The 24328-nt window shown below is 63.2% G+C and carries 13 protein-coding genes; 4 read left to right on the top strand and 9 right to left on the bottom strand.

From position 1 onward, the window contains the following. Nucleotides 1–14 precede the first annotated feature (14 nt). Together SFA35_RS07425 and SFA35_RS07420 are read left to right on the top strand one after the other, a co-directional pair. A complete protein-coding gene (locus SFA35_RS07425) occupies nt 15–1298 on the top strand; it encodes an FAD-binding oxidoreductase (protein WP_320576763.1) in 1284 nt (427 codons plus the stop codon). A 195-nt stretch (nt 1299–1493) separates the two neighbouring features. Beyond that, nucleotides 1494–9875 carry a hypothetical protein gene (locus SFA35_RS07420; protein WP_320576762.1) on the top strand — a complete coding sequence of 2794 codons (8382 nt, stop codon included), beginning with the start codon at nt 1494–1496 and terminating at the stop codon, nt 9873–9875. Nucleotides 9876–9927: 52 nt separating this feature from the next. Here SFA35_RS07420 and fadD1 read toward each other — a convergent pair whose 3' ends face one another. Further along, nucleotides 9928–11625 carry a long-chain-fatty-acid--CoA ligase FadD1 gene (gene fadD1, locus SFA35_RS07415; protein WP_320576760.1) on the bottom strand — a complete coding sequence of 566 codons (1698 nt, stop codon included), beginning with the start codon at nt 11623–11625 and terminating at the stop codon, nt 9928–9930. 581 nt (nt 11626–12206) lie between these two features. Here fadD1 and SFA35_RS07410 point away from each other — a divergent pair. Both SFA35_RS07410 and SFA35_RS07405 read left to right on the top strand, forming a co-directional pair. Further along, nucleotides 12207–13652: an ArnT family glycosyltransferase gene (locus SFA35_RS07410; RefSeq protein WP_320576758.1), complete on the top strand. Its 1446-nt coding sequence runs from the start codon at nt 12207–12209 to the stop codon at nt 13650–13652. A 67-nt stretch (nt 13653–13719) separates the two neighbouring features. Then, nucleotides 13720–15333 carry a glycosyltransferase gene (locus SFA35_RS07405; protein ID WP_320576756.1) on the top strand — a complete coding sequence of 538 codons (1614 nt, stop codon included), beginning with the start codon at nt 13720–13722 and terminating at the stop codon, nt 15331–15333. Nucleotides 15334–15394: 61 nt separating this feature from the next. Here the strand turns inward: SFA35_RS07405 and SFA35_RS07400 are convergent, their stop codons facing one another. Genes SFA35_RS07400 through arnB form a run of 8 tightly spaced genes read right to left on the bottom strand, consistent with a single transcriptional unit; the run spans nt 15395 to nt 24193 of the window. Next, nucleotides 15395–16762 carry a UDP-glucose/GDP-mannose dehydrogenase family protein gene (locus SFA35_RS07400; protein WP_320576755.1) on the bottom strand — a complete coding sequence of 456 codons (1368 nt, stop codon included), beginning with the start codon at nt 16760–16762 and terminating at the stop codon, nt 15395–15397. 9 nt (nt 16763–16771) lie between these two features. Continuing rightward, the gene (gene arnF / locus SFA35_RS07395; protein WP_320576753.1) at nt 16772–17173 is read right to left on the bottom strand and encodes a 4-amino-4-deoxy-L-arabinose-phosphoundecaprenol flippase subunit ArnF; all 402 of its coding nucleotides are present in this window, start codon (nt 17171–17173) and stop codon (nt 16772–16774) included. Then, a complete protein-coding gene (locus SFA35_RS07390; RefSeq protein ID WP_320576750.1) occupies nt 17170–17511 on the bottom strand; it encodes an EamA family transporter in 342 nt (113 codons plus the stop codon). Before SFA35_RS07390 ends, arnF begins: the two co-directional genes overlap by 4 nt. Next, nucleotides 17508–19175, bottom strand: a complete 1668-nt coding sequence (gene arnT, locus SFA35_RS07385; RefSeq protein WP_320576747.1) for a lipid IV(A) 4-amino-4-deoxy-L-arabinosyltransferase — start codon at nt 19173–19175, stop codon at nt 17508–17510. The genes SFA35_RS07390 and arnT overlap by 4 nt, the downstream gene beginning before the upstream one ends. Then, the gene (gene arnD, locus SFA35_RS07380) at nt 19172–20056 is read right to left on the bottom strand and encodes a 4-deoxy-4-formamido-L-arabinose-phosphoundecaprenol deformylase (RefSeq protein ID WP_320576745.1); all 885 of its coding nucleotides are present in this window, start codon (nt 20054–20056) and stop codon (nt 19172–19174) included. The genes arnT and arnD overlap by 4 nt, the downstream gene beginning before the upstream one ends. Next, on the bottom strand, nt 20056–22047 hold the full coding sequence (arnA, locus tag SFA35_RS07375; RefSeq protein WP_320576744.1) for a bifunctional UDP-4-amino-4-deoxy-L-arabinose formyltransferase/UDP-glucuronic acid oxidase ArnA: 1992 nt from the start codon (nt 22045–22047) through the stop codon (nt 20056–20058). The genes arnD and arnA overlap by 1 nt, the downstream gene beginning before the upstream one ends. Beyond that, on the bottom strand, nt 22044–23048 hold the full coding sequence (arnC, locus tag SFA35_RS07370; protein ID WP_320576743.1) for an undecaprenyl-phosphate 4-deoxy-4-formamido-L-arabinose transferase: 1005 nt from the start codon (nt 23046–23048) through the stop codon (nt 22044–22046). The genes arnA and arnC overlap by 4 nt, the downstream gene beginning before the upstream one ends. After that, nucleotides 23045–24193, bottom strand: coding sequence for a UDP-4-amino-4-deoxy-L-arabinose aminotransferase (gene arnB / locus SFA35_RS07365; RefSeq protein ID WP_320576742.1), 1149 nt, complete (start codon nt 24191–24193; stop codon nt 23045–23047). The genes arnC and arnB overlap by 4 nt, the downstream gene beginning before the upstream one ends. Nucleotides 24194–24328: the final 135 nt, after the last annotated feature.

Raw genomic sequence — 24328 nt, 5'->3', positions numbered from 1 at the left:
CACTGGAAGCGCTCATGGCTATTCGCAGCAATTCGTATTACACCGCCACCGTCAATGGCGACAGCGACTACCCCACCCTCACCGGCCAGCATTCGGTGGACGTGGTCATCATCGGCGGCGGCTTCACCGGCGTCGCCAGCGCCGTGGAGCTGGCCGAGCGCGGGCTCAAGGTGGCCATCGTCGAGGCCAACAGGATCGGCTGGGGCGCCAGCGGGCGCAACGGCGGCCAGGTCACCGGCAGCCTGTCGGGCGATGCCGCGATGCGCCAGCAGATGCGCGCCAGGCTCGGCGACGAGGTCGACGACTTCATCTGGCACCTGCGCTGGCGCGGCCACGCGATCATCCAGCAGCGCGTGGCCCGCTACGCCATCGCGTGCGACCTCAAACACGGCCATCTGCACGCGGCCATGAAGCCTGCGCACCTGCACGAGCTGCGCGCCTCGTTCGACGAAGCCCAGCGCCGCGGCATGGGCGCCGAGGTCAGCCTGCTGGACGCCGCCGGCGTGCGCGAGCACCTCGACAGCCCGCTGTACTGCGGGGCGCTGAAAAACACCCGCAACCTGCACCTGCACCCGCTCAACCTGTGCCTGGGTGAAGCCCGCGCCGCGCAAAGCCTGGGCGCGCTGATCTTCGAGAATTGCGAGGTGCTGAACATCGTTCATGGCGAGCGCCCGGCAGTGGTCACCGCCCAGGGCCGGATCGACGCGCGGCAGGTGCTGCTCGCCGGCGACGTGTACCACAAGCTCGAACCCCGGCAGCTCAAGGGCAAGATCTTCCCGGCCATGGGCGGCATCGTCACCACCGCGCCTCTGGGCGAACTGGCCGCCGAGCTCAACCCCCAGGACCTGGCGGTCTATGACTGCCGCTTCGTGCTCGACTACTACCGCATGACCGCCGACGGCCGCCTGCTGTTCGGCGGCGGCGCCAACTATTCAGGCAAGGACTCCAGGGACATCGCCGGCGAACTGCGGCCCTGCATCGAACGCACCTTCCCCAGGCTCAAAGGCGTGCCCATCGACTTTCAGTGGAGCTGCGCCATGGGCATCGTGATCAACCGCATCCCGCAACTGGGCAAGCTGTCGAACAACGTCTGGTACTGCCAGGGCTACTCCGGACACGGCATCGCCACCAGCCACATCATGGGCGAGATCATGGCCGAGGCCATGACCGGGACGCTGGGCCGCTACGACACCTTTGCCGCGTGCAAACAGGTAAAAGTGCCGATGGGCGATGTGCTGGGCAACCCATTGCTGGCGGTCGGGATGTGGTATTACGGGATGTTGGAGCGGCTGCGCTAAGAGCCCGCTGCGGGCGGGAGCAACAATCGGCGAAGGCTCAGCGCCAGCCAACGATCGTATCTTTCCAAGCGTTGTACGCACGCAAAATTCAATTCATAGACGTCGGCCGCTCTCTGAATTTAGGCTTGCTATGGTTTTGGGCGACAGCCTGTACCGTCGTCTGTTTGCAGCCTGAACTCGGCGCGGGGCAAATGCATGGGAGGCCAGTATAAAATTCGGGAAACCGACCTGGCTGACCAACGCACGCCTGACCGTAGCCCTGCACAGGCGCCCGCTGGCAACACCGCAGCACCTCAGTTGCCGCCAACGGCGGGTACAGACAAGGCACGCGCCGTCGTCCTCAGTATCGTCAAGGACACGCTCTGCAAAACCCTGTTCAGCCTGCTCGGTGCGGTTGCCAACAAATTGGGAGGCAGCGGCGCCGGCGACGTTATCGCGGCGTTTCCCACGCTGTACCGGGTAGCGAATGATCATCAGGGCACCTTCGACGAGAAGCTGAACGTGCTGCGACGCGGCATCGATCAGCTACCTGAGCGCCCCGGTGAAGATGGCAACACCCTGGCATTGATCAAAGCGCTGTTGAGCTGCGCCGACACGCTAGTCGGCGCAGGTACTGGGCTTCGCACCGGTACATTGACTTTGATCCAGGCGCAGAACAGTCTCGCCCAGCTGAAGATCCTGCTTGAGTCAGACGCTGTAGGCCTGCTGCTGCCCGACCATTACGTCCCGGGACTGGCGCATGCCATGGATGTGCTCGACAGCTTGCTCGAGGATGCCCATGGGGCCACCTTCGAATCTCGAGGCTGGTCGGCCTTGCGTATGACTCTACGGATAGGCGGCAATGAAAATGCCTTGGCCTATCTGCCTCTGCGACTGCAATGGGCGTTACGCCTGATGAGCTCACTGGGCAGCGCTGTAGTTGAATACCTAGATTTAGCTGCGGGCAAAGAGCTTAGTCTCGTCGAGCACGGCGCATTATTCTTGAGCGTAGTTGCCAACAGCGTGCCACTGGTCAACCTGACAATCAGGGTGCGCGAACAAATAGCCAGCGATTTACCGGACAATGATTGGCGTCGCAGTCTCGGGCAGCTATTGCTCAGCGTAGGCAGCCTGGCTCCCTACCCTGCTCGGCAGCCCGTTGCCGTACAACTGCAATGGTGCCTACAGTGGCTGCGCAGCAATGATGGTAAAGCATTGACCATTATGTTGATCGGCGAGGCGCGGCAGGCGTCCCTGACTGCATTCCTTGACCCCGCTACGTCTCTCGAAGACCCACTGGGGGGCCTCGTCAGCCAGCTGATGCCCGAGTCGGTGCAGTGGCTCAAAAGTTTATTCGAGCAGATGGCCGAATTGAGTCATCAGCTCAAAATGACACCTGAACCCATTGCCCGACCACCGCAAGGGAGTGGACCAGAATGGCCACACGCCGCGCAGTTGCTGACACTGGTGTTGGCCAGCCCCATGGCAGACAGTCTGCTCGAGCAGCTGCCGCAGCAATTGACGTCGGTCCTCAAACCGGCGTTGGGCATCGCTCGGTTCGCAAACCTCTCGGCGCGTGACCAGTGGGTCGAGCTGATGCGACTACTCAGCGATCCCGAGATGAGCGGCTGGTTGCAGCAAGCGCTGCCTGAACCTGATGCTCGACTCGGCAAGCTGATCGAAGGGCTGGCCACTCTGCAAGGGGTCTTGCGCCGCTGCATGGACTACCCACTGACAGGCAGCTGGGATGAGCAACTGGGATGGGGCCTCGACTTGCTGGGTACGGGTAGCTTGCGTCCACTCCTTGGATTGCTGCTTCCTGCCGAGCAGGCCGATATCTTGCTAGCCCCCTTTGAGTGGATGAACAAGATCTCGCACTTTCCGCATGAAGCCGATGCTCGGGAGCAGGCCCAATGGCTGGCAAAGGCAATGGCCGGCGCGAATACCGGCATCACGGCCTTGTTACCTGGAGTAGAGCAGCTGGAGAGTGCTTTGCAGTGGGCCCCGTTGATCTTTCATCCGCAGAAACTGGCCAAGAAAGCGTGGACAACGGGAAAGGATCTGGCGAGCTCTTCGAGTCCCACCGCATTGGCCACCAGAGGTCTGATAAGTGCCTACGTGCCAGTTACCTCGCCGTTGCTGGAATGGGGTATTCCAGCGATCCAGGTGTTGTCTGCATTACCTGTTCGCGATGACAACAAGGCAGGGCACACCTCAAGCAATCAGGTCGCGCAGGATTGGCCCACGGCCTGGGGCCCCGCAGCGCGACATTGGGCCAAGGCACTGGGGGAGCGTCTATGGTGGATAGCTGTGGATCCGCAGATGGCCACGCTCAAGGCGTTGGCTGTGACCACCCCTACCACATTGACCCTGATAACGCTGCTCAGCTGCCTGCGGCAAATCGACGAGTTGCCCAAGGACGCGCCACAAGGCCCATTCAGCGAAAGGGTTTGGAAAACCCTTACCAGTCAAATCCAATGGTTGCGGGGCTGGCCCTCGTACCTTCGCGCCTACGGTATCAACGCCATCCAGCTGTGCCAGCAATGGGCCAGCGCCAAGGCTCCGGTTGAACAGACAGAGCAACTGGTGATAAAGGCCATTCGAGACTTCAAGGCCAATACACAGATATCGGCCGAGGCCGAGTACTTGCTGGACCTGCTGCCTTTGCTTCCGGTCCTGTTCGGTGCAATACAGGCGGACCTCCGGCTTCCCCCGGACCTCCACGTGCCGATACGTCTGTCCCGGGCCATTGAATACCTGGCACAGAGCCCCAGCCCGGTCCTGGCTGACTTTGCCAGCAAGCTGCAAGCCAAATTGATCGACTCGGTTGTCGATCTGATGCTCCTGCCAGCAGGCGGCCGCACCCCTACAGCCTGGCGAGGGCTCGGGGCGCAGGCCGCCTCGACCGATGCTCCGGCCACCCTGCCGGCAGTGTTCAGCGGTACCACCAACAAGCTCCAGGTATCCGCCACCGCGCCGTGGCAACCGCCCCGTCTGGAAAGTGCATGGGGTCTGGCCGCCGGTGCAAGTCTTGGCGCGGTGGCAATGATGGGCAGCACGATCTGGACGATTGCCGCCGTGCGCGGGGTGCATGCAAAGAGCTTGCCCCCCTACCAACCTGTCGATCCTGAAGAACCGGCCACCGAAACGACCCCAGCGATGCCCCCTTCAAGCCGGGCCACAGCGTGGTTCAAGATGCTGGGCGGGATGGCCGCGATGCTTTTTAGCGGCGCGGGGATATTGAAGGCCTATGAGATAGGGTCGGCGAGAAACCAGGAGCGCAAACTGTTCGAGCCACGTCCGGACTTCCCCGATACCAGCACTTTCGAGGAGATCTATCGCACGTTGCTGGCACGGTACGGCGATGCTGTGTTCGATGATTCGGCCCTGATGGACACTGCGCTGGATGAAGTACTCGGCGATCCTTCTGTTGTTGCGTTCAGCGATGCTGATCCTGCCACGGACGACGACGGTCTTGGCGAACTCGCACCGCATGCACAAGCCCAGACCGACGATTTGCTGACCCGATTGAGAACCGAACTGAACAACCAGCGGATCAAGATCGAGGAAGACGTCCGCGAACGCCGCCGACAATCCCCCAGGGCGCTGGAACATGTTCAAGAAGACGCCGATGAATGGATCGCAGAGACCTGTGCCAGGTTCATGCCTCCTATGGTCAAGGCGCCACTGGATGGCGACACCCGAGTGACCATGCAGTTCTCCTGGACCAACGCTGAAGGCGGCCTCACGACCTCACGCTTCACACTCACTGAGCGATTGCGGGTGGCGGTTTCAGCCAATGCAGACAAGCTCAGCCCGGCGCCTGCGGACGCCAGAGATTTGAGCATGTCCCTGGAACGTCCTGCCGGCCTGCCGGACAACCTCTTTGCCGCACTGGTTGAACGGATGCCACCGGACTACCGGGCCATGCGCCTCACCGCTGCGGCCGGCTGGCATGCGCACCCCCATGCCGATGCCTGGATTGCCGAGCAGGTTCGGCCGTTTCCCGCGGCTCGACAGTTGACCGGCGATACTCGGACTCTCGTGAGCTACGACCGCCCTGGCACCGACTACTATGTGCCCTTGCGCGAAACGGTCAGCCCTGACTTCATTGCTGCGCACGAGAGCACCGGGCGCTCAGCCATCATTGCCTATGCCGGGTACCCTGAAGCGTTGTCAGCGCTTTTCAGGCAAGGCATGGGGCACGACTATACAGGCTTCAGCTACCCTCACCCATGGAGCGTCCCCCGCGCCCTGTTGAGAGAACGCCTGGTTCGCGAACTTGCGATACCCGACAGCGAGGCTGCCTGGGTCAATCCGGATGACGACCGGATCCACATAACTTTCACGCCACGCACTGGCGCCGGTGCGCGGGAAGCTGTCGATCTATCGCTCGAGGCATTCCTGAAGCAGCGCGAGGCGCTACTCGAAGACCCGCTCTACAACGTGAAAATCCGCTTTCCCCCCGACTACTCGGCTTTGATGCGCTATCGGCTGATATCGATCAAACAACAGCCGCCCAGAGCAACTGCCAGGTTGGTCGAGGTGTTTATCGCCGAAGTCAACGCTTTGCACAGCGCGCACCTCAGGGCCCAAGGGCTGACTTTAGGGCCAGAAACAAACGTACAGGTGCAATACACCGAGCAGCTGACCCCCCAAACGCCACCAACCCCGGTGAATCAGCAGCTGCCTCTGCGCGATGTGGTGGATCCTGGCTTCAAGGCTCTTTTCAGCAATATTTGGTATCCCCGCCGCAGTGATCCACAAATAGCCTTCCTGAGCGGATTTCCTTCCCGAGAATTGACGGAAATTCGCGATCTGCTTGCGGCGGGTCTGCCACCCGATTATGCCCCGTGGGGCAGCTGGACCCGGGACAGACTGCTGCTCCAGATCACCCGACGCAGCGGCATCACCTCGCCATTACGGCGCTGGAACGGTCTGATAGTGAAGGTCTACAACTCCGTCGGTGGCCGGGGCGTAGGTGAGTTGTCCTCTACACATTCGTTATCCTTGCACGACTATCTGATGCGGCAAAAAATGCCTACGCTGAGATCGACACAGTACAGGGTGGTCACTTGGCCGGAGCATTTCAATTCGGGTACTGCTGACGAGGTGTTCGGGGTTCAGAAAGCGCTCGAAGATGCAACTTTCCTGGAGACTTACCAGCAAGCGGAAAGACGCGCCGGCCGCTATTGGGTGGACTCGGCTACCCCACGGCCCTTGCCGGTCTATGAAGTGCCAAAACTCGCTTCGAGTGTGTCGGGCAACGCCGCAGGCGGCGTATGGGTGCCGGACGTTTACGAAACCCGCAGCCAATACGACGAGTTGTTCAAGCGGGCCCGCCAACGCCTTGAATACTTCGAGACGCCCATTCTCCAGCCTGAACGTCTGGTGGTCACAGAGGCACAGCGCCGGCTAGACCAGTGGAAGCGGGCGCACCCCTCAGCGGCCGCCGTCAGTGCCCTCGATGACATCGTAGTCACCGAAAGCGTGCGATCTGCTGATGGGTTGCTCGTACCGACTACCGCTGTGCGCACGCCCAGAACCTTCAAGCGTTGGCAACTATTGGCCGGGCATCACAAGCGAGAGGAGGCATTGTCCCCTAAATCGAGGTACGCGGTTGAAGTGCCTCGGGATATGGAAAACATGATCGACTGGATCGAGGCGCACCAAAAGGACGATATCGAACAAAGCATGCGAAGCGCCGCCAACACGTTTACGCAAAGTGCGAAAAGCGTGGAAGACTGGCAAGAGTTCATTGCAGGACAATTGCTGGCCGGCGTGCTCGAACGCCACGAGACGAGCCGCACGGATTGCCGGGTTACCTCAGCGATTGATCTTTTTCTGCAGAACAAATTGAAGGCGCAACGGGTTACCTTCAACAAATGGCCACTGAGTGGCATGTTCTACCTGCCGGTCTCCGGGTCAGCCGAAGGCCTGCTGTTCAGCACGGACAGCGCAACTTCCTACTTCATCCCTTCCCAGTCGTACTATTCAATGGGCGAAGCCAAACCGGTGCTGAACACCTCGCCCTCCTTCAAAGCCTGGATCACTGCACACCTGTCCGTCTACCACCGATACTCATTGGTAGACTCCCAATTTGACTATGGCCGTAAACCAGGCTCCGACCGCCCCTATTTTGGCTCGGCCTCGCCCTACGCGTTTGAGGGCAGTTACACATTGGCTCAATTGCCGGCGGCGCTGCATAAAGACAAGACGGCGCGAATGGATCTCGACATCGATGCGTTGGTATATACCCGTTCCGAGCGGCAAAAACGCCTGCTGCTGGATGTCGTGAGGCTCATCAGCACGGCTGCAGCCCTCTCAGCCCTTGCGGCAAGCCCGGGCATCGCCGTCATGATCGGATTTTTGGCCAGCGCCGTCGACACAGCTGCTGCCTTCGCTCAGATAGGCGAGGCGCTGTCCCCTGACGAAGAAGATGCGGCTAGGCGCAGTGCAATCATTGCTGCATTCACTCTCGGAATCAGCGCAGCGCCAGGCGTGCCACAAGTTATAGGCAAGGCACGCGATATAACGGGCGAATTGGCAACACGCTGGATAAGTGGGTACCAACGTTTGCGACCGCGCCTCGTCAAGTTTGCGCGCCGTCCCAATCCGGCGCTGCGCACAGCCCAGGATATATCCAAAGGGGTGCCGATCAACGCTGGCGTGGCAAGGGGCACCATCCGCGTGGGCGAGCGATTCTTCATCAAAGATGGCGAGTATGTGTTCGAAATCCAGCCTCACGGTAGCACCCTGCGCTTGCTCGACGAGACAGGAAGACCCACTGAATTCACGGTTGAACCGGACCCTCAAAGCCCCGGAGAATTCATGCAGGGCAAGCCTTTCGATAGCGCCCAACATTCAGCTGACCTTGATCCAGCTTACAAGGTCACCGTCGACCTTGGTGAAACCCGACCTGGCGACGCTGGCAAATACGCCGGCGTGTATTCCCTGCCGGACCCGCAAGTGATGAATCGCCAATTGCATTATTGTTCGGATGGCCAATACACCTACTCCATCCGCTGGGATGCGGACAACCAAACATGGCGAATGCGTCGGGGCAACGGGCAAATCTGGAACGACGATCCGGTCCGTTACGACACCAAGACCGGCAAATGGCAACGTCATCTGGATGCTGGGGGCGAGGGAGGTCAGCGCCTGACCCCGATAATGGCCAACGGCAGCGCGGAGCTGACATTGAAAAGTTATCAGCGTGGGGTCGGCCTGGCTCAGAAGGCAAAAAAGGCTGCGCTGCAAATGCTCGATCAGGCGACCAAGGTGCTGGAGAGCTCCTCTAACCTGCCCCGCCGACTGGGGCGTTATTTCTTTGGCTGGGATGAGGCTTTCAGAGAAGGCAACTCAGTCACAGGCAATATGCAAAATATCAGGAATTACGTGAAGCATCTGAGGCGTCGGCTAAACGCACTGGACGTGAAGAAAAATATCCAATATCACCCTGGTGAATTCCCGAACTCTAGTGTAGTTGCCAGTTCCCATGTCGGAATCTATCGAACCGCCGCGTCGCGAACCTCTGTCTTCATGGAGTTGGCGTTGGAAAAACTGGAAGACGATATCAGTCGTTTTGGCGAAAGCGCCGCAAATTTGCGTTTCGCAAGAACGTTGGTGCATGAATACACCCACTTGGAACCGCCGGTTGATTTCTTCCAGAATACCCACCAGGTTATCGACTTGGCCTACGTTCCTAGACTGAGCGACGGCGATTACGAGTTGACGGAAATTGTCATGCTGGGGTTATACAAAGGCCAATCAGCGATGGCCAATGCCGACTCTTACGCCCACTACATTTCGCTGTTGCAATCCATTCATCGAAGCCCCGCCTCTGTCGAGCACATGCTGGAAAAAATGGATAATTGGTATGCCGAGCTGGGCGAGCTCCAGCCCACCACCCATAAAATCGCTCAGCGCGCCGCTCAACTGGCTCCTGTTGCAAACGAATCCAGGGCAGCAAAACTTGACCGTGCGCAGGAGCTGCTAACCGCAGACGCAAAAGACTACATCAGAGCACATCGCCATCGACTTGCGCCGGGAAGCGAGTTGGACGTTGGCCAGCGAACCCTTCGATCCAGTGTCGACGTGGCACGCGACCCGAATATTCGAACCCGGGTATTTACCCAACGCCCGCAGCCCGACGGTGGTGGAACCGAGGTGGTGACAACGGCGTGGCAGGCGGAGCTCCGGGTTGAAGAGGCCGCTGTGAACCTTTCGCCCGCGCAAAGCTCGCGTCTGGCAAGGGAAACGACCGCTGACAACTTTCGCGCGTACCTTAATGGCGGCGGGCATGCCGTAGCCGACTACGGCACCTTGCGGCGCATACCGCCAGGCTGGCGGATCGTTTTTTTGAATGAGCGACAGCAGATGATCCATGCCATGCTCAGCCATGGCGAAGGCAAGTTCGCCGGCTGGGGCAATGCGATAATCGACATCGGTCATTTCCCGCGTTGGTCGGTGTTGGATCTGGGCAACGCACAGGGGCCGCTGGAAATGGCGGGGGATGGTTTGTTCGTGATCAAGAAAAGTCAGGCAACCGTTTCCATCCGGATGGAACAACACGTCCCACTTTTGCCGTCCTCTTGATCCAAGCGTCGGCCAGGAGCCTGTGAGCCCTCCTGACCGTACCCTCGTGCCATCAGGCGATCTTCTTCAGCCCCAATTTCTTCAACTCTTCATCACGCAGCTCGCGGCGCAGGATCTTGCCCACGTTGGTGGTCGGCAAGGCATCGCGGAACTCCACGGTGCGCGGCACCTTGTAGGCCGTGACGTTGCTGCGCATGTGCTCCATGACCTGCTCCTTGGTCAGGGTCACACCCGGGCGTGGCACCACGAAGATCTTGATCGACTCGCCGGACTTCTCGTCCGGGATGCCAATGGCCGCGCATTGCAACACGCCCGGCAGAGCCGCCAGCACGTCTTCCAGCTCGTTGGGGTAGACGTTGAAGCCGGACACCAGAATCATGTCCTTCTTGCGGTCGACGATGCGCATGTAGCCATCCGGCTGGATCAGCGCGATATCGCCGGTCTTCAGCCAACCGTCCTGGTCGAGGATTTCGGCGGTGGCGTCGACCCGCTGCCAGTAGCCCTTCATCACTTGCGGGCCCTTGACGCAGAGCTCGCCGACTTCACCCAGGCCCAGTTCGACGCCGTCGTCGGTGATTACCTTGCACAGGGTCGAAGGCACCGGGATACCGATGGTGCCGACCTGGATGTGCTGGATCGGATTGACCGTCGCCACCGGGCTGGTCTCGGTCATGCCATAGCCTTCGCAGATGGCGCAGCCGGTGACTGCCTTCCAGCGCTCGGCGGCCGCCAGTTGCAGCGCCATGCCGCCGGACAGGGTGACCTTGAGCGACGAGAAATCGAGCTTGCGGAAGCCGTCGTTGTTGCACAACGCAACGAACAGGGTGTTGAGCCCGACGAAGCCGCTGAACTTCCACTTCGACAGTTCCTTGACCATGGCCGAGAGGTCGCGCGGGTTGCTGATCAGAATGTTGTGATTGCCGATCAGCATCATTGCCATGCAGTGAAAGGTGAAGGCATAGATGTGGTAAAGCGGCAGTGGCGTGATGAGGATCTCGCAACCCTCGTCGAGGTTCGAGCCCATCAGCGCCTTGCACTGCAGCATGTTCGCGATCAGGTTGCGGTGGGTCAGCATGGCACCCTTGGCCACGCCCGTGGTGCCACCGGTGTACTGCAAAACGGCCACGTCATGGGCGCCCGGGCTGACTTCGCGCACCGCGTGCCCGCGCCCCTTGGCCAGCACCTGGTTGAATTTCACCGCCTTGGGCAGGTGGTAGGCGGGCACCATCTTCTTCAGGTACTTGATGACGCTGTTGACCAGCAGGCGCTTGAGCGGCGCCAGCAGGTCGGCGACCTCGGTGACGATCACGTGCTTGACCTGGGTCTTGGGCACCACCACCTGCGCCAGGTGGGCCATATTGGCCAGGCACACCAGCGCCTTGGCGCCGGAATCATTGAACTGGTGTTCCATTTCCCGCGCGGTGTACAGCGGGTTGGTGTTGACCACGATCAGCCCGGCGCGAATCGCGCCGAACACGGCGACCGGGTACTGCAGCACGTTGGGCAGCTGCACGGCGATGCGATCGCCGGGCTGCAGATCGGTGTGCTGTTGCAGGTACGCGGCAAAAGCCCCGGACAGCTCGTAGAGCTCGCCGTAGGTGAGGGTCTTGCCCAGGTTGCTGAAGGCCGGCTTGTCGGCAAAGCGCTGGCAGGACTGCTTGAGCACGGCCTGGATATTCGGATATTCGTCAGGATCGATATCGGCCGCGATACCTGCCGGATACTTATCCTTCCAAAAATTTTCGATCATGGAAGCCCACTCCTCCAGCAACGGCGTTCTGCGCATTCAATGCGGTTATTATTGATCTGGCCATGGCTTCATTCCTATGCATGAAGGCCGAAAGCGCGCCGAGAGTAGCAGCTTTGATGGGGGGCGACTAGGGGCGCGAGCGACCATGGCGCTGCAAATGTGACTAAATATTATATGGCAGTCACCTTTAGAGTATTGGCACTATACCGGTCTCTCCCGCTCTGGCCCGCGGCTTCGGGCCGCTGAAGAGCACCAACGGCAACTCCACCCCCCCTTGCTAGCCAGCGCAAATTGCCGGCCGCGTGCGGCCTCGGCCCCCCACGCAGCGACCGCTACAACCCCGGCACCACAACGCCGCCCACTGCGGTCGCGTGTCAGCGAGCCGTCATGCAAATGGCAAAACTCGTCACGAAAACCCACATGGATCAGACGATCCCTCAGCCAACCTGTCGCTTGCCTGTACAGCCCGGCGACAGGCCTTTTCCCTGACGGTCACTTCACCTTATTTTCACGCCCGCGTACTCAAGCTGGCGCCACTCTTGCCCGCTCACCTCTGTCCATCTGCTCCGAGTGCAACCTCGATGATCCTGCGCCCCACGCCCATGCTGCTGCTGGTGACCTGCCTGCTGTTCTTCGTCGGCTTGGGCAATCACGAGCTGCAAGGTTCGACCGAACCGCGCGTGGCCGGCATCGCCATGGAGATGCACCTGCTGGACGACTGGGTCACCCCGCGCCTCAACGGCCAACCGTTTCTGGAAAAACCTCCGCTGAGCCTGTGGCTCGACGCAGGCGCCCTGCGCACTTTCGGCCTCACACCCTGGAGCGTACGGCTGGCTTCGGCGCTGGCCGGCCTGCTCAGCGTCATGCTGTTGTACGCCATGCTGCGCGCCTGGGGCCGGCCGGCCTGGCTCGCCGCCGGCGCCGGGTTGCTGCTGGCGACCAGCGCCAGCTTCTGGGGCAATGTGCGCCAGGTGGGCGAAGACGCCCTGCTCAGCCTGGGGGTCAGCCTGGCCCTGCTGGCGTTCTTTCATCTGTACCGCCCCGGGTCCCTTGGCAGCCGCCAGCGAGTACTCGGCTGGCTGGCCTTTGCCAGCGGGATCGCCATCGCCACCACCAGCAAGGGTGTGCTCGGCCTGGCCCTGCCCGGCGTGGTGATCTTCGCCTGGCTACTGGTGGCCAGCCTGCGCCAACGCCAGCTGCGGCCGGCCCAGTGGCTGCTGCCGGCAGCGGTAACCCTGCTCGGGCTGGTGCCGTTGCTGATCTGGCTGGTGCTGCTGCATCGCGCCGGCGGCATGGCTGCGGTCAGCGACGTGCTCTGGACCAACAGCGTCGGGCGCTTCAGCGGGTCGTTCAGCGACGCCGGGCATTACGAGCCCTTCTACTATTACCTGGGCAAGCTGCCCGAAGCCTTCCTGCCGTGGAACCTGCTGGTGTATCTGGGGCTCTGGCACTTTCGCAAGCAGCTGGGCGCCCGCCCCGAGCTGCTGTTCTTCACCTTGTGGCTGGTGGCGCAGTTCACCCTGCTGACCCTGGCCTCGAGCAAACGCATGGTCTACCTGCTGTCGCTGACCCCGGCTGCGGCGGTGATCGGCGCCGAATTCGCCGCGGTCTACCTGGCCCAACCACGCCCCAGGCTGCGTGCGCTGGCGCTTGGGCTGGCCGGCGCGGTGGCCTGCGCCTACCTCGCCATTGCCGTCTGGGTGCTGCCGCGCGAGGATCGCCAGCAGACCCTGCTGCCGCTGACCGCGCGCATCGCCCAACTGCAGGCCGAGGGCCGCTCGGTGGTGCTGTTCGACCCCAGCGAGCGGCTGGCCGGAGCCGGTGTGTTCTACTCGCGCAGCCTGCTCAAGGCGCTGGCCGACGACAGCGGCTTGCACACTTTCCTCAGTGCATCGCCGGATAACGTCGCGGTAATGGAGCGCGAACAGACTCCTGCCGAGCCGCTGCACGTCCTCGACAAGATCGTGGTCGGCGGCCGCACCTACTACTTTGTAACCTACCTGGTGAATGGTCTTGTAACGAAATGAGGCATGACATTCACATACCAAACGGGCAAAAGCGTCTGCCCGCACCTGCCATTTCGAGAGCGCATCGATGTCTCTGAGCTTTTCCGACCCGTCCAGGCCGGCCCTGCACCGTCAATCACTGCTGGTGGGCGGGCTCACCCTGCTGCTGTTGGTGATCGGCAACACCCATCTGGCCGCGATCGGCTTCGACTCGCGCTTTGTGTTGTTCGCCCAGGAGATGCTGCGCCATGGCCCCAGCTTCTTCCCCACCACCTATGGCGAGCCCTACCCCGACTATTCGGCGACCTCGACCTACTTCATCTACCTGCTCTCGCTGCCGTTCGGCGAGGTGACCAGCTTCACCGCCTGGCTGCCCACCGCTCTGGCCGGCGCCGCGCTGGCGACCCTCATGTACCGCCTGCTGGCCGGCTGGTCGCAGACCTGGGCGCTGCTCAGCGTGGCGTGGATGCTACTCAGCGTGACCTTCATCACCGAGGCGCGGGCGGTGTCCCTCGACCTGATGCTGGCCGCCGTGGCCTTCGCCGTGTTCTACCTGGGCTACGCTTGCGACCATTTCGGCGCCGCGCGGCGCACCCCGGCCCTGCTGCTATTGCTGCTGCTGGGTTTCGCCATACGTGGGCCGATCGGCCTGGTGATCCCCACCGGCATGCTGAGCGTCTATTACCTGCTCAGCGGCCAGTACAAACGTCTGTTGGGCTTCGGCTTCGCCGCGCTGGCCCTGCTGCTGGCCGGCATCGGCCTGCTGTTGTGGCTGGCCGACCTCAGCGGCGGCCCGGCTTTTGTCCAGGACGTAGTGCGCATGCAGGTCACCGGGCGCATTGACGGCAGTGAGGGCGCCAGTGGTGGCCTGTACTACTTCACCAGTTCGTTGGGCAACTACGCCATGGCCTATCCGCTGGCGCTGCTGGTGCTGGCGGGCGTCGCCGCGACCTGGCGCCAGCAACGCGGGCCACTGTTGTATCTGCTCGGCGCCTGCGCCGCTGCCGGCCTGCTGGTCATGGTCGGGCTGTCGATACCCCTGGCCAAGAAAGCCCGCTACCTGTTGCCCATGTTGCCAATGGCTGCCATTGTCGCGGCCTACCCCTTCACCCAGCCCGCCGGCCGGGTGTTCGCCGTCTTGCGCGGGCTGTCGCAGGGCATCTGGCTGCTGCTGCCCGGGCTGTTGCTGATCGCCCTGCTGCTGGGGCAAAAGCGCATGCCCCAGGACCTCAACGTGCCGCCGTCGGTGCTGCTGGCGCTGGGGGTATTGCAGGCCGCAGCCCTCGGTCTGCTGTTGAGGCCCAAGGCGCGGGTGCTGGGCCTGGCCGGCTGCGCAGTGGCGGCGGTCTGGGTGGCCTACATCCTGGTGGTCGAGCCTACGGAGCGGCGGGTCTTCGACACACGCACTCTGTCTCAGGCCACCCTGCAGCGCGCCGAGGCCGCCTCCGCCACGCTGGTGCTGCATGGCATGGGCAAGGACGCCAAGGCGATCAAGTTCATGGTCAACGTCGACACCGACCTCAAGCCACTCTTCACTTCCACCGCCGAGCAGCTGCAAGCGGTCAAAGGCCCCGCCTACGCGCTGATGAGCGCCGCCGACTACGCCAAGCTCCAGGGCACGCCGATCGGCGCCCTGCAACCGGTGCTCAGCGGCAAGTTCGACAAGGATGATTATGTGCTGCTGCGCCTGGCTCAGCAGTAGGCCGGCTTGATTTGCACAAAAAAAGGCGCCCTGGGGCGCCTTTCCTGTGACCTGGCTGGAATCAGGCCGCCGACCACTTGCGGTCCGGAATCGGCAGGCTGCACGACTCGCCCCGGCCAATCGGGAAGTACTCGAAGCCCAGCTGCTTGAGGCGCTCGACGTCGTACAGGTTGCGGCCATCGAAGATCACCGGCTGCTTGAGGCGCTTGTGAATCAGCTCGAAATCCGGCGCCTTGAACTGCTGCCACTCGGTGCAGACGATCAACGCATCGGCGCCCAGCAGGGTGGATTCCGGCGTGCCCATCAGCACCAGGTCCGGATTCTCGCCGTACAGCGTCTGGGTCTGCTGCATGGCCTCGGGGTCGAAGGCCCGCACCTGGGCGCCGGCCGCCCACAGGGCTTCCATCAGCACGCGGCTCGGCGCATCGCGCATGTCGTCGGTGTTGGGTTTGAATGCCAGGCCCCAGAGGGCGAAGGTGCGGCCCTTGAGGTCACCCTTGAAGTAGGCGTTCACCCGGTCGAACAGCTTGTGCTTCTGCCGCTCGTTGATCGCTTCCACCGCCTTGAGCAGGTCATTGTTGCAGTTGGCGCCCTCGGCGCTCTGGATCAGCGCGCGCATGTCCTTGGGAAAGCATGAGCCGCCATAGCCACAGCCGGCGTAGATGAAATCGTAGCCGATGCGTGAGTCGGCGCCGATGCCCAGGCGCACCGACTCGATGTCGGCGCCCAGGTGTTCGGCCAGCTCGGCGATCTGGTTGATGAAGCTGATCTTCGTCGCCAGCATGCAGTTGGCCGCATACTTGGTCAGCTCGGCGCTGCGCAGGTCCATGAACATGATGCGGTCGTGGTTGCGGTTGAACGGTGCATAGAGGTCGCGCATCACCTGGCGCACTTCGTCGCTGGCGCAACCGATGACGATGCGGTCCGGGCGTCGGCAATCGTTGACCGCCGAGCCTTCCTTGAGAAATTCCGGGTTGGAGACGATCTCGAATTCGAGCTGGCGGCCGGCCTTGGCCAGTTGCCCGTCGATATGCTCGCGCAGGGCGTCGCCAGTGCCCACCGGCACGGTGGATTTCTCCACCACGATCAGCTTGCTCTGGCGGTGCCGGGCAATCGCGTCACCCACTGCGAACACCGCGCCCAGGTCTGCCGAGCCGTCACCGGTGGAGGGCGTGCCCACCGCGATGAACAGGACCTCGGCGTGTTCGATGGCGCGTTTCTCGTCGCTGCAAAAATGCAGCCGGCCGCTGGCCAGGCTTTCGCGCACGAGGTTGGCCAGGCCCGGCTCGAAGATGGTCACATGGCCTTGCTCGAGCTGCTTGACCTTCTGCTCGTCGATGTCCATGCAGATCACGTCGTGACCCACTTCAGACAGCACCACAGCCTGCACCAGGCCAACATAGCCACTACCGATCACACTGATTTTCATACGCGGGTCCTACGGCTCGACCCGAGTGGGTCGTCGCGAATTGATGGTCAGCACCCCGAGGATGACCAGGGTCACCCCCAGCGTGCGGACCAAGGAAAAATGCTCATTGAACGTCGGCAGGCAAGCTGCCAACACATACACCAGGGCGTAACTCATGCTCAGCAGCGAATAAGCCCGCCCCAGCGGCAGGTCGCGCAGCGCCCCCAGCCAGCACAGCATCGACAGGGCATAGGCAAGGATCGATGCCAGCACCACGCCGACCGCCGCCAGCGCCAGGCGGCCGTCGGCCAGCGCCGGCCACCACTGCAACGGCGCCGGCAAGCGGCTCATGCTCCAGCGCATGCCCAACTGCGCAGCGCTGACCAGCACCACGCTGCCCATGGCCAGGCTCAGGCCCATGGCGCGGCTCACGCCTGCCACCCCAGCAACACCACGCCGGCCAGCACCAGGAGCACGCCGAACCAGTGGCGGGCATCGACCGCCTCCTTGAAGCCGAACCGCGCCACCAGGGTGATCAGCACGAAATTCAGGCCCAGCATCGGGTAGGCCAGGCCCACCTCCAGGTGTTGCAGCACCAGCAACCACAGCAGCAGGCCCAGGCCAAGGCAGGCCAGGGCCAGCCACAGCCAGGGCGTGGCCAGCTTGCCCAGGGCGCTCGAGACCTGCCCTCTCCAGCTCTCCACCGCCAGTTTCTGGGCAATCTGCCCCACGCATGTGAGAGCACAGGCTGCCAGCAGCAACAGGATCATGACGCCGTCTGGCTGTAGATCAGGATCACGATGCTGCCGGACTCGTAGCGGGTGGCGTCGGTGGGCAAAGCGGCCAGCTCGGCTTGTTCGTCCTCGCCCTTGATGCGCAGCACTACACCGACGCTGCCATGGCGGCGCGCTTCAGCCAGCCAGGGTCCGACTTCCTGCAGGGTGACCATGCGCCCCGCCGCATCCGGATACTGCAAGCCGTAACGGGTTTCGCCGCCGGTGTTGTACAGGGTCACCATGGGGTACCGGGCGTGCCAGGCCAGCGCCGAGGCGGCGCCCAGCTCGTTGCTGAGCAGCACGCTGGTCTGCATCAGGTCATGGGTGTGACGGGCGATGAAGGCGTCCGGGGTCTTGTTGTCGACCACGTAGCGCGGCAGCGCTGCAGGAATCAGCGCCAGGGCGATGCCCATGCCCACCGCCGGCGTCATCCACCAGCGCAGCGGACGCCACAGGGCCAGCAGATTGGCCAGGCTCCAGCCGAGCAACGCCACCACCAGCAGGGCCAGGGTGCCGGGCTCATCGTGATAGATGGGCTTTTTCAACTGCAGCCAGGCCAGCGCCAGCAGGCCGACCACGCCCATGGCCAGGTTCAACCAGGCGTTGCTGCGCAGCGCCAGGGTTCTGCCCTGGGCCAGCCGTTGCGCCAGCGCATGGCCGATCAACAGCGCCAGGGGCAGCAGGCACGGCATGATGTAGGACGGCAGCTTGCCCTTGGCAATGCTGAAGAACACCAGCGGCAGCAGCAGCCACAACCACAGAAAGCCCACCTGCGGCTGCAGGCGGGTCTGCCAGGCCTGCACCAGGGTCACCGGCAGCAACGCCACCCAGGGCAGGCTGGCCATTAGCATGATCGGCAGATAGTAGTACCAGGCCTGGGCGTGCTGGGCATCGTCCCCGGCGAAACGGCGGATGTGCTCGTCCCAAAAGAAGTAGTGCCAGAAGTCCGCTTCCTGAAAGTGCACGGTCAGGCCCCAGGGCAGCGACACCAGCACCGCCGCCAGTACCGCCAGCGGGCCCAGGCGCACCAGCTCGAGGAAACGCCGTTGCCAGAGCATGTACGGCAGCGCCACCAGCACCGGCAGCAGCAACGCCAGAAAGCCCTTGGTCATGAAACCCATGCCACAGGCCAGGCCCAGCCCGACCCAGGCCAGCAGGCGAGCGCGCGTGGTGGTCGCATCGGCGGCGTACCACAGGGCGGCCACGCTCAGGTTGACCCACAGGGTGAACTGCGGATCGAGGTTGGCGTAGCCGGAGCCGGCGCAGATCAGCGACAGGCTGCCGTACACCACGGCCGCGGCCAGCTGCACGCGGCGGTCCTGCCACATGCGCCCGGCAATCGCCCAGGCCAGCACCACGCTGAGGCCCAGGGCGATGGCCGAGGCGATGCGCACGCCGAACAGGTTCTGGCCGAACACCGCCTGGCCGATCGCGATCATCCAGTAGCCGGCGGCCGGCTTCTCGAAGTAGCGCAGGCCCATGAAGTGCGGGGTCGCCCAGTGCCCGCTCAGGAGCATTTCCTGGCTGATCTGGGCATAGCGGGTTTCGTCCGGTATCCACAGGCCATGACTGGCCAGGGGCCCCAGGTAGAACAGCACAAAGGCCAGGCCCAGCAGCAGCAAGGCATGGCGGGTGTTGAACGTTGTTGGCGCGGTCATGGACGCTGCACTCCCAGCCAGCCTTCCCGGCCAGGCAGGGTACCGCGCGACAGCTGCCCGGCCGGCAAGCTGTCCAGCTGCGCCGGCAGCATGTCGCCCAGGGGCTTGAACTGGATGTCCCGTTGCCGGGCCTCTGCCAGCAGGCGACGGAAATCGTCGGCCATGAGTATTCCTTCTACTTCGGCATGAATGGTGTAGACATTCAGACTGTCCGCTTGGAAGCGGTCGAGAATGAAGCTGTTGAAATCGGCCGCGATGACCTGGGTGCCGACCACTTCATCGAAGGTCGGCAGGTCGGCGGGAATCTGCGGGGTGCCAAGGCTGCCGTCTGCCAGTCGCGGGAGAAAGCTGTGGCTGCCGCGGCAATCGCTGTTGTAGCGAAAGCCGAAGGCCTCCTTGGCCTGGACCACCCGCTCATCGGCGCGCCAGCCGGCAGTCGCCGAGCAGGTCACCGGCTGCCCGAGGATGTCGCTCAGGGTGTCGACCCCCAGGCGAATCTGCTCGTGCAACTGGGCATCACTCCAGCGCCCGGCGTTGGCCTGCCAGCCATGGTGGTCCCAGGCGTGCAGGCCGACCTCGTGGCCGGCGGCCTGGGCCTGGCGCATCAGGTGCCCCAGGTCGCGGCCGATGCGCTTGCCCGGCCAAGCGGTGCCGGCCAGCAGGATGTCCCAGCCGTACAGCCCGGCCGCGTTGGAGCGCAGCATCTTCCACAGGAACTGCGGACGAATCAGGCGCCACAGGTGGCGCCCCATGTTGTCCGGCCCGACACTGAAGAAGAAGGTGGCCTTGACCTGTGCCTCGTCGAGTATTTCCAGCAGCCGCGGCACCCCGTCACGGGTGCCTCGGTAGGTGTCCACATCGATGCGCAGTCCCGCTTGCATCAACGCTTTTCCGCGAGTTCGATCATCGCTTCGCGCAGGAAGAAGTCCAGGGTCTTGCCGATGGTCTCTTCCAGCTCGATGGTCGGGGCCCAGTCGATCAGCTTGCGGGCGTTGGCGATGCTCGGCTTGCGGTGTTCGACATCCTGGTAGCCCGCGCCGTAGAAGGTCTTGCTCTCGACTTCGCGGAAACCGGCGAACGGCGGGAAGTTGGAGCGCAGCGGGTGCGCCTCGAACTGGCGCAGCAGCTCTTCGCCCAACTGGCGGATGCTCGCTTCGTTGTCCGGGTTGCCGATGTTGATGATCGCGCCGTCGCAGCGGCCGTCACGGTTTTCGATGATGCGCGCCAGCGCCTCGATACCGTCGGCCACGTCGGTGAAGCAGCGCTTCTGCGCGCCGCCATCGACCAGGCGAATCGGCGTGCCTTCCACCAGGTGCAGGATCAGCTGGGTGATGGCACGCGAGCTGCCGATGCGTGCCGAGTCCAGGCGGTCCAGGCGCGGCCCCATCCAGTTGAATGGGCGGAACAGGGTAAAGCGCAGGCCCTTCTGACCGTAGGCGTAGATGACCCGGTCCAGCAGCTGCTTGGACACCGAGTAGATCCAGCGCTGCTTGTTGATCGGCCCGACGATCAGGTTGGAGGTGTCTTCGTCGAAGCTCGGGTCCGAGCACATGCCGTAGACTTCCGAGGTGGACGGGAAGATCACGCGCTTGTTGTACTTGACGCAGTGGCGAACGATTTTCAGGTTTTCTTCGAAGTCCAGCTCGAACACGCGCAGCGGGTTGCGGGTGTATTCGATCGGCGTGGCAATGGCCACCAGTGGCAGGATCACGTCGCACTTCTTGATGTGATACTCGATCCATTCGGAGTGAATGCTGATGTCGCCTTCGACGAAGTGGAAACGCGGATGGCTGCGCAGGCGGTCGATGGCGTCGGAGCCGATGTCCAGGCCGAACACTTCGAACTGCTCGTCCTGCAGCAGGCGCTCGGACAGGTGGTTGCCGATGAAGCCGTTGACGCCGAGGATCAGCACCCGGGTCTTGCGCTTGGCGCTGCGCGCCTGGGCGCCGGCCAGCTTCGAGCCTTCGACCAGGCCCAGCTCGCGCGACAGCTGCGGGCCGCTCAGGTACAGGCCGTTCTCGCCACGCTGGCCGGCGGTGATCACCAACGAGTCCTGGCCGCAGGCAATGCGCAGCGGGTCGCAGCTGATGACCTTGCCCGGCTCCTGCCCTTCGTTGCCTGGCACCACTTCGGCGGCCCAGATGATCAGCTTGTGCTCGCCCACCGGGCAGAAGGCGCCCGGGTAAGGTTGGGTCACGGCGCGCACCAGGTTGAACAGGCGCTCGGCCGGCTGGCTCCACTGGATCAGGCCATCGGCCGGGGTACGCCGGCCATAGGTGCTGGCCTGGGATTCGTCCTGGGCGGTTTCGCTGACTTGCCCGGCGAGCAGGCGCGGCAGGGTGTCCTTGAGCAGCGCGGCAGCGGCGTCGCGCAGCTTGGCGTGCAGGCTCAAGCCGGTGTCGGAGCGCTCGATGGCCACGCGTTGCTGGGCCACGATGGCGCCTGCGTCAGCGCGCTTGACCATGCGGTGCAGGGTCACGCCGGTCTCGGTTTCGCCGTTGACCAGCACCCAGTTGGCCGGGGCGCGACCACGGTAGCGCGGCAGCAGCGAGCCGTGCAGGTTGAAGGCGCCGCCCTTGACGCTGGCCAGCAGCGCATCACCCAGCAGGTTGCGGTAGTAGAACGAGAAGATGTAGTCAGCCTCGAGCTTGGCGATGCGCTCGATCCAGATCGGGTGGTTGGCGTCTTCCGGCGCGTGCACGGCGATACCCTTGCGCGCGCAGAGTTGCGCCACCGAGCCGTAGAAGGTGTTTTCCCTGGGGTCATCGGCATGGGTGAACACAGCCGCAATCTCGATGCCTGCGTCGAGCAGGGCCTGGATACCGGCGCAACCGATGTCGTGATAAGCGAAAACAACAGCTTTTTGAGTCATGAGACAACCTTAGTGCTGGAAGAGGTTTCTTCGGCCGAAGCCTGGGGTGCTGGCGCGGCGCGCAGCACTTTTTCGATAAAGAAGCGCGGGCGAGCGCGCACGTCGCTGTACATGCGGCCCAGGTATTCACCCAACAGGCCCATGCCGATGAACTGGCCGCCGGTGAACACGAACAGCACGGCGAACAGCACGAAGCTGCCGTTGCCGGCCCAGGGTGCACCGAACATCAGGCGCAACAGCAGCAGAATGACCGCGAAGACGATGCCCAGAAACGCCATGCCGAAGCCGACGATGCTGAGCAGGCGCAACGGCGTGGTGGTCATGCAGGTGACCAGGTCGAACATCAGGTTGACCAGGCGCATCGGGCTGTATTTGGAGTCACCGTGCTCACGCTCGGCGTGCTCCACGAGGATCTCGGTGGTGTGGCGGGCGAAGCTGTTGGCCAGAATCGGGATAAAGGTGCTGCGCTCGCGGCAGGCCAGCATGGCGTCGACCACCGTGCGGCGATAGGCGCGCAGCATGCAGCCGTAGTCGTTCATGGCCACCCCGGTGGAGCGCTGCACCGCCTTGTTGATCAGCCGCGAGGGCCAGCGGCGCAGGGCCGAGTCCTGGCGGTTGTTGCGTACCGTGGCGACCACGTCATAGCCCAGCCTGGCCTGGGCCACCAGCCGCGGGATTTCCTCGGGCGGGTTCTGCAGGTCGGCGTCGAGGGTGATCACCAGGTCGCCGGTGCTCTGCTCGAAGCCGGCCATGATCGCCGCATGCTGGCCATAGTTGCGGTTGAGAATGACCGCCACCACCGGGCTGCCCGGGCGCGCGGCCGCCGCTTCGAGCATATCGGCCGATGCGTCGCGGCTGCCGTCGTCCACCAGCAGGATTTCATAAGGGGTGGTCAGCTGCGCGCAGGCTGCCTCGGTGCGACGCAACAACTCGGGCAGGCTCTGCTCCTCGTTGTACACCGGGATGACGACGGACACGCTGTTGATCGGATAAGGTCTCACGGGCGGTGTTCCAGGGTGTGTTCAATGGCGGACGCAACCCGCTCGACATCGTCGAGGGTCATGTCGGGAAACAGGGGGATGGAGCACAGGCGCGCCGAGTTCCATTCGGTGGCCGGCAGGCTCACCGCCGGGAAATGCTTGCGGTAGTAGGTGTGCATGTGGGTAGCGATGAAATGGATGCCGGTACCGATGCCCTGCTCCTGCAGGCCCTTCATGAATGCTTCGCGGTCCAGGCCGCAGCGCTGCTCGTCGATGCGCAGGATGAACAGGTGCCAGGCGTGCTGCTGGTCGTACTGCGGCACTTGCAGCGGCTGTACCGGCAGGCGCTTGAGCCGCTGCAGATACGCCTGAGCCAGTTTCTCGCGCTGCTGATTGATGTCATCCAGACGCTCGAGCTGGACCAGGGCAATGGCCGCGTTGATGTCGGCCAGGTTGTACTTGAAGCCCGGCTCGATGACCATCGCCTGCGGCTTGCGGCCATGGGTCATGCGGTCGTAGGCGTCCACGCCCAGGCCGTGGAACTTGAGCATGCGCACCCGATCGGCCAGGGCCTGATCGTCGCTGACGAACATCGCGCCTTCGGCGCAGGTCATGTTCTTGATCGCATGGAAGGAAAAGATCGCCGTGCCCTGTGCGCCTATCTCGCGGCCCTTGTAGCGGGTACCGGCGGCATGGGCGGCGTCTTCGATGACGCGAATGCCATGGCGCTCGGCCAGCGCGTACAGCGGGTCGAGGTCGAAGGCGGCGCCGGCGTAGTGCACCGGAATGATGGCCTTGGTCCGTGGCGTAATGGCCGCCTCGATGCTCGCCAGGTCGCTCATCAATGTATCGGCATCGACATCGACGAACACCGGGGAGGCGCCCAGCAGGCAGATCATGTTGGCGGTGGACACCCAGGTCTGCGAGGGCGTGATCACCTCGTCGCCAGGGCCGATGCCCAGGGCCAGCAGGGTCACGTGCATGGCGCCGGTCGCCGAGCTCAAGGCCACGGCGTGCCGGGCCCCGGTACGTTCGGCGAAGCGCTGCTCCAGCTCGGCGTTTTTCGGCCCGGTGGTGATCCACCCCGAGCGCAATACCTGCTCTACCGCAGCCACTTCGTCGTCACCCATGCTGGGGCGCGAAAAGGGAAGAAAATTCTGACTCATGACGATCCTTGGGCACGAACATCGATTCTGGCAAAGGCACCGGGTGCCGTACTGCTCTAGGCTAGTCGGCATCACCATAAATGCCAGCTACAGCAAGACCTTGCATCGTTTTCGCCGGGCCTTCGCTGCCAGCAA

This window comes from Pseudomonas sp. HR96 (assembly GCF_034059295.1).
Taxonomy (GTDB): Bacteria; Pseudomonadota; Gammaproteobacteria; order Pseudomonadales; family Pseudomonadaceae; genus Aquipseudomonas.
Note: the sequence above shows the minus strand (reverse complement) of the source record. Positions and strands in the feature narration are given on the sequence as shown.

Excerpts from the sequence above, each read along its gene's own strand:
- SFA35_RS07420 (WP_320576762.1), top strand. The coding sequence starts at position 1,494 with ATGGGAGGCCAGTATAAAATTCGGGAAACCGACCTGGCTGACCAACGC.
- arnB (WP_320576742.1), bottom strand. The coding sequence starts at position 24,193 with ATGAGTCAGAATTTTCTTCCCTTTTCGCGCCCCAGCATGGGTGACGAC.
- arnT (WP_320576747.1), bottom strand. The coding sequence starts at position 19,175 with ATGACCGCGCCAACAACGTTCAACACCCGCCATGCCTTGCTGCTGCTG.
- SFA35_RS07400 (WP_320576755.1), bottom strand. The coding sequence starts at position 16,762 with ATGAAAATCAGTGTGATCGGTAGTGGCTATGTTGGCCTGGTGCAGGCT.
- SFA35_RS07405 (WP_320576756.1), top strand. The coding sequence starts at position 13,720 with ATGTCTCTGAGCTTTTCCGACCCGTCCAGGCCGGCCCTGCACCGTCAA.
- arnD (WP_320576745.1), bottom strand. The coding sequence starts at position 20,056 with ATGCAAGCGGGACTGCGCATCGATGTGGACACCTACCGAGGCACCCGT.
- fadD1 (WP_320576760.1), bottom strand. The coding sequence starts at position 11,625 with ATGATCGAAAATTTTTGGAAGGATAAGTATCCGGCAGGTATCGCGGCC.
- SFA35_RS07410 (WP_320576758.1), top strand. The coding sequence starts at position 12,207 with ATGATCCTGCGCCCCACGCCCATGCTGCTGCTGGTGACCTGCCTGCTG.
- SFA35_RS07390 (WP_320576750.1), bottom strand. The coding sequence starts at position 17,511 with ATGATCCTGTTGCTGCTGGCAGCCTGTGCTCTCACATGCGTGGGGCAG.
- SFA35_RS07425 (WP_320576763.1), top strand. The coding sequence starts at position 15 with ATGGCTATTCGCAGCAATTCGTATTACACCGCCACCGTCAATGGCGAC.
- arnA (WP_320576744.1), bottom strand. The coding sequence starts at position 22,047 with ATGACTCAAAAAGCTGTTGTTTTCGCTTATCACGACATCGGTTGCGCC.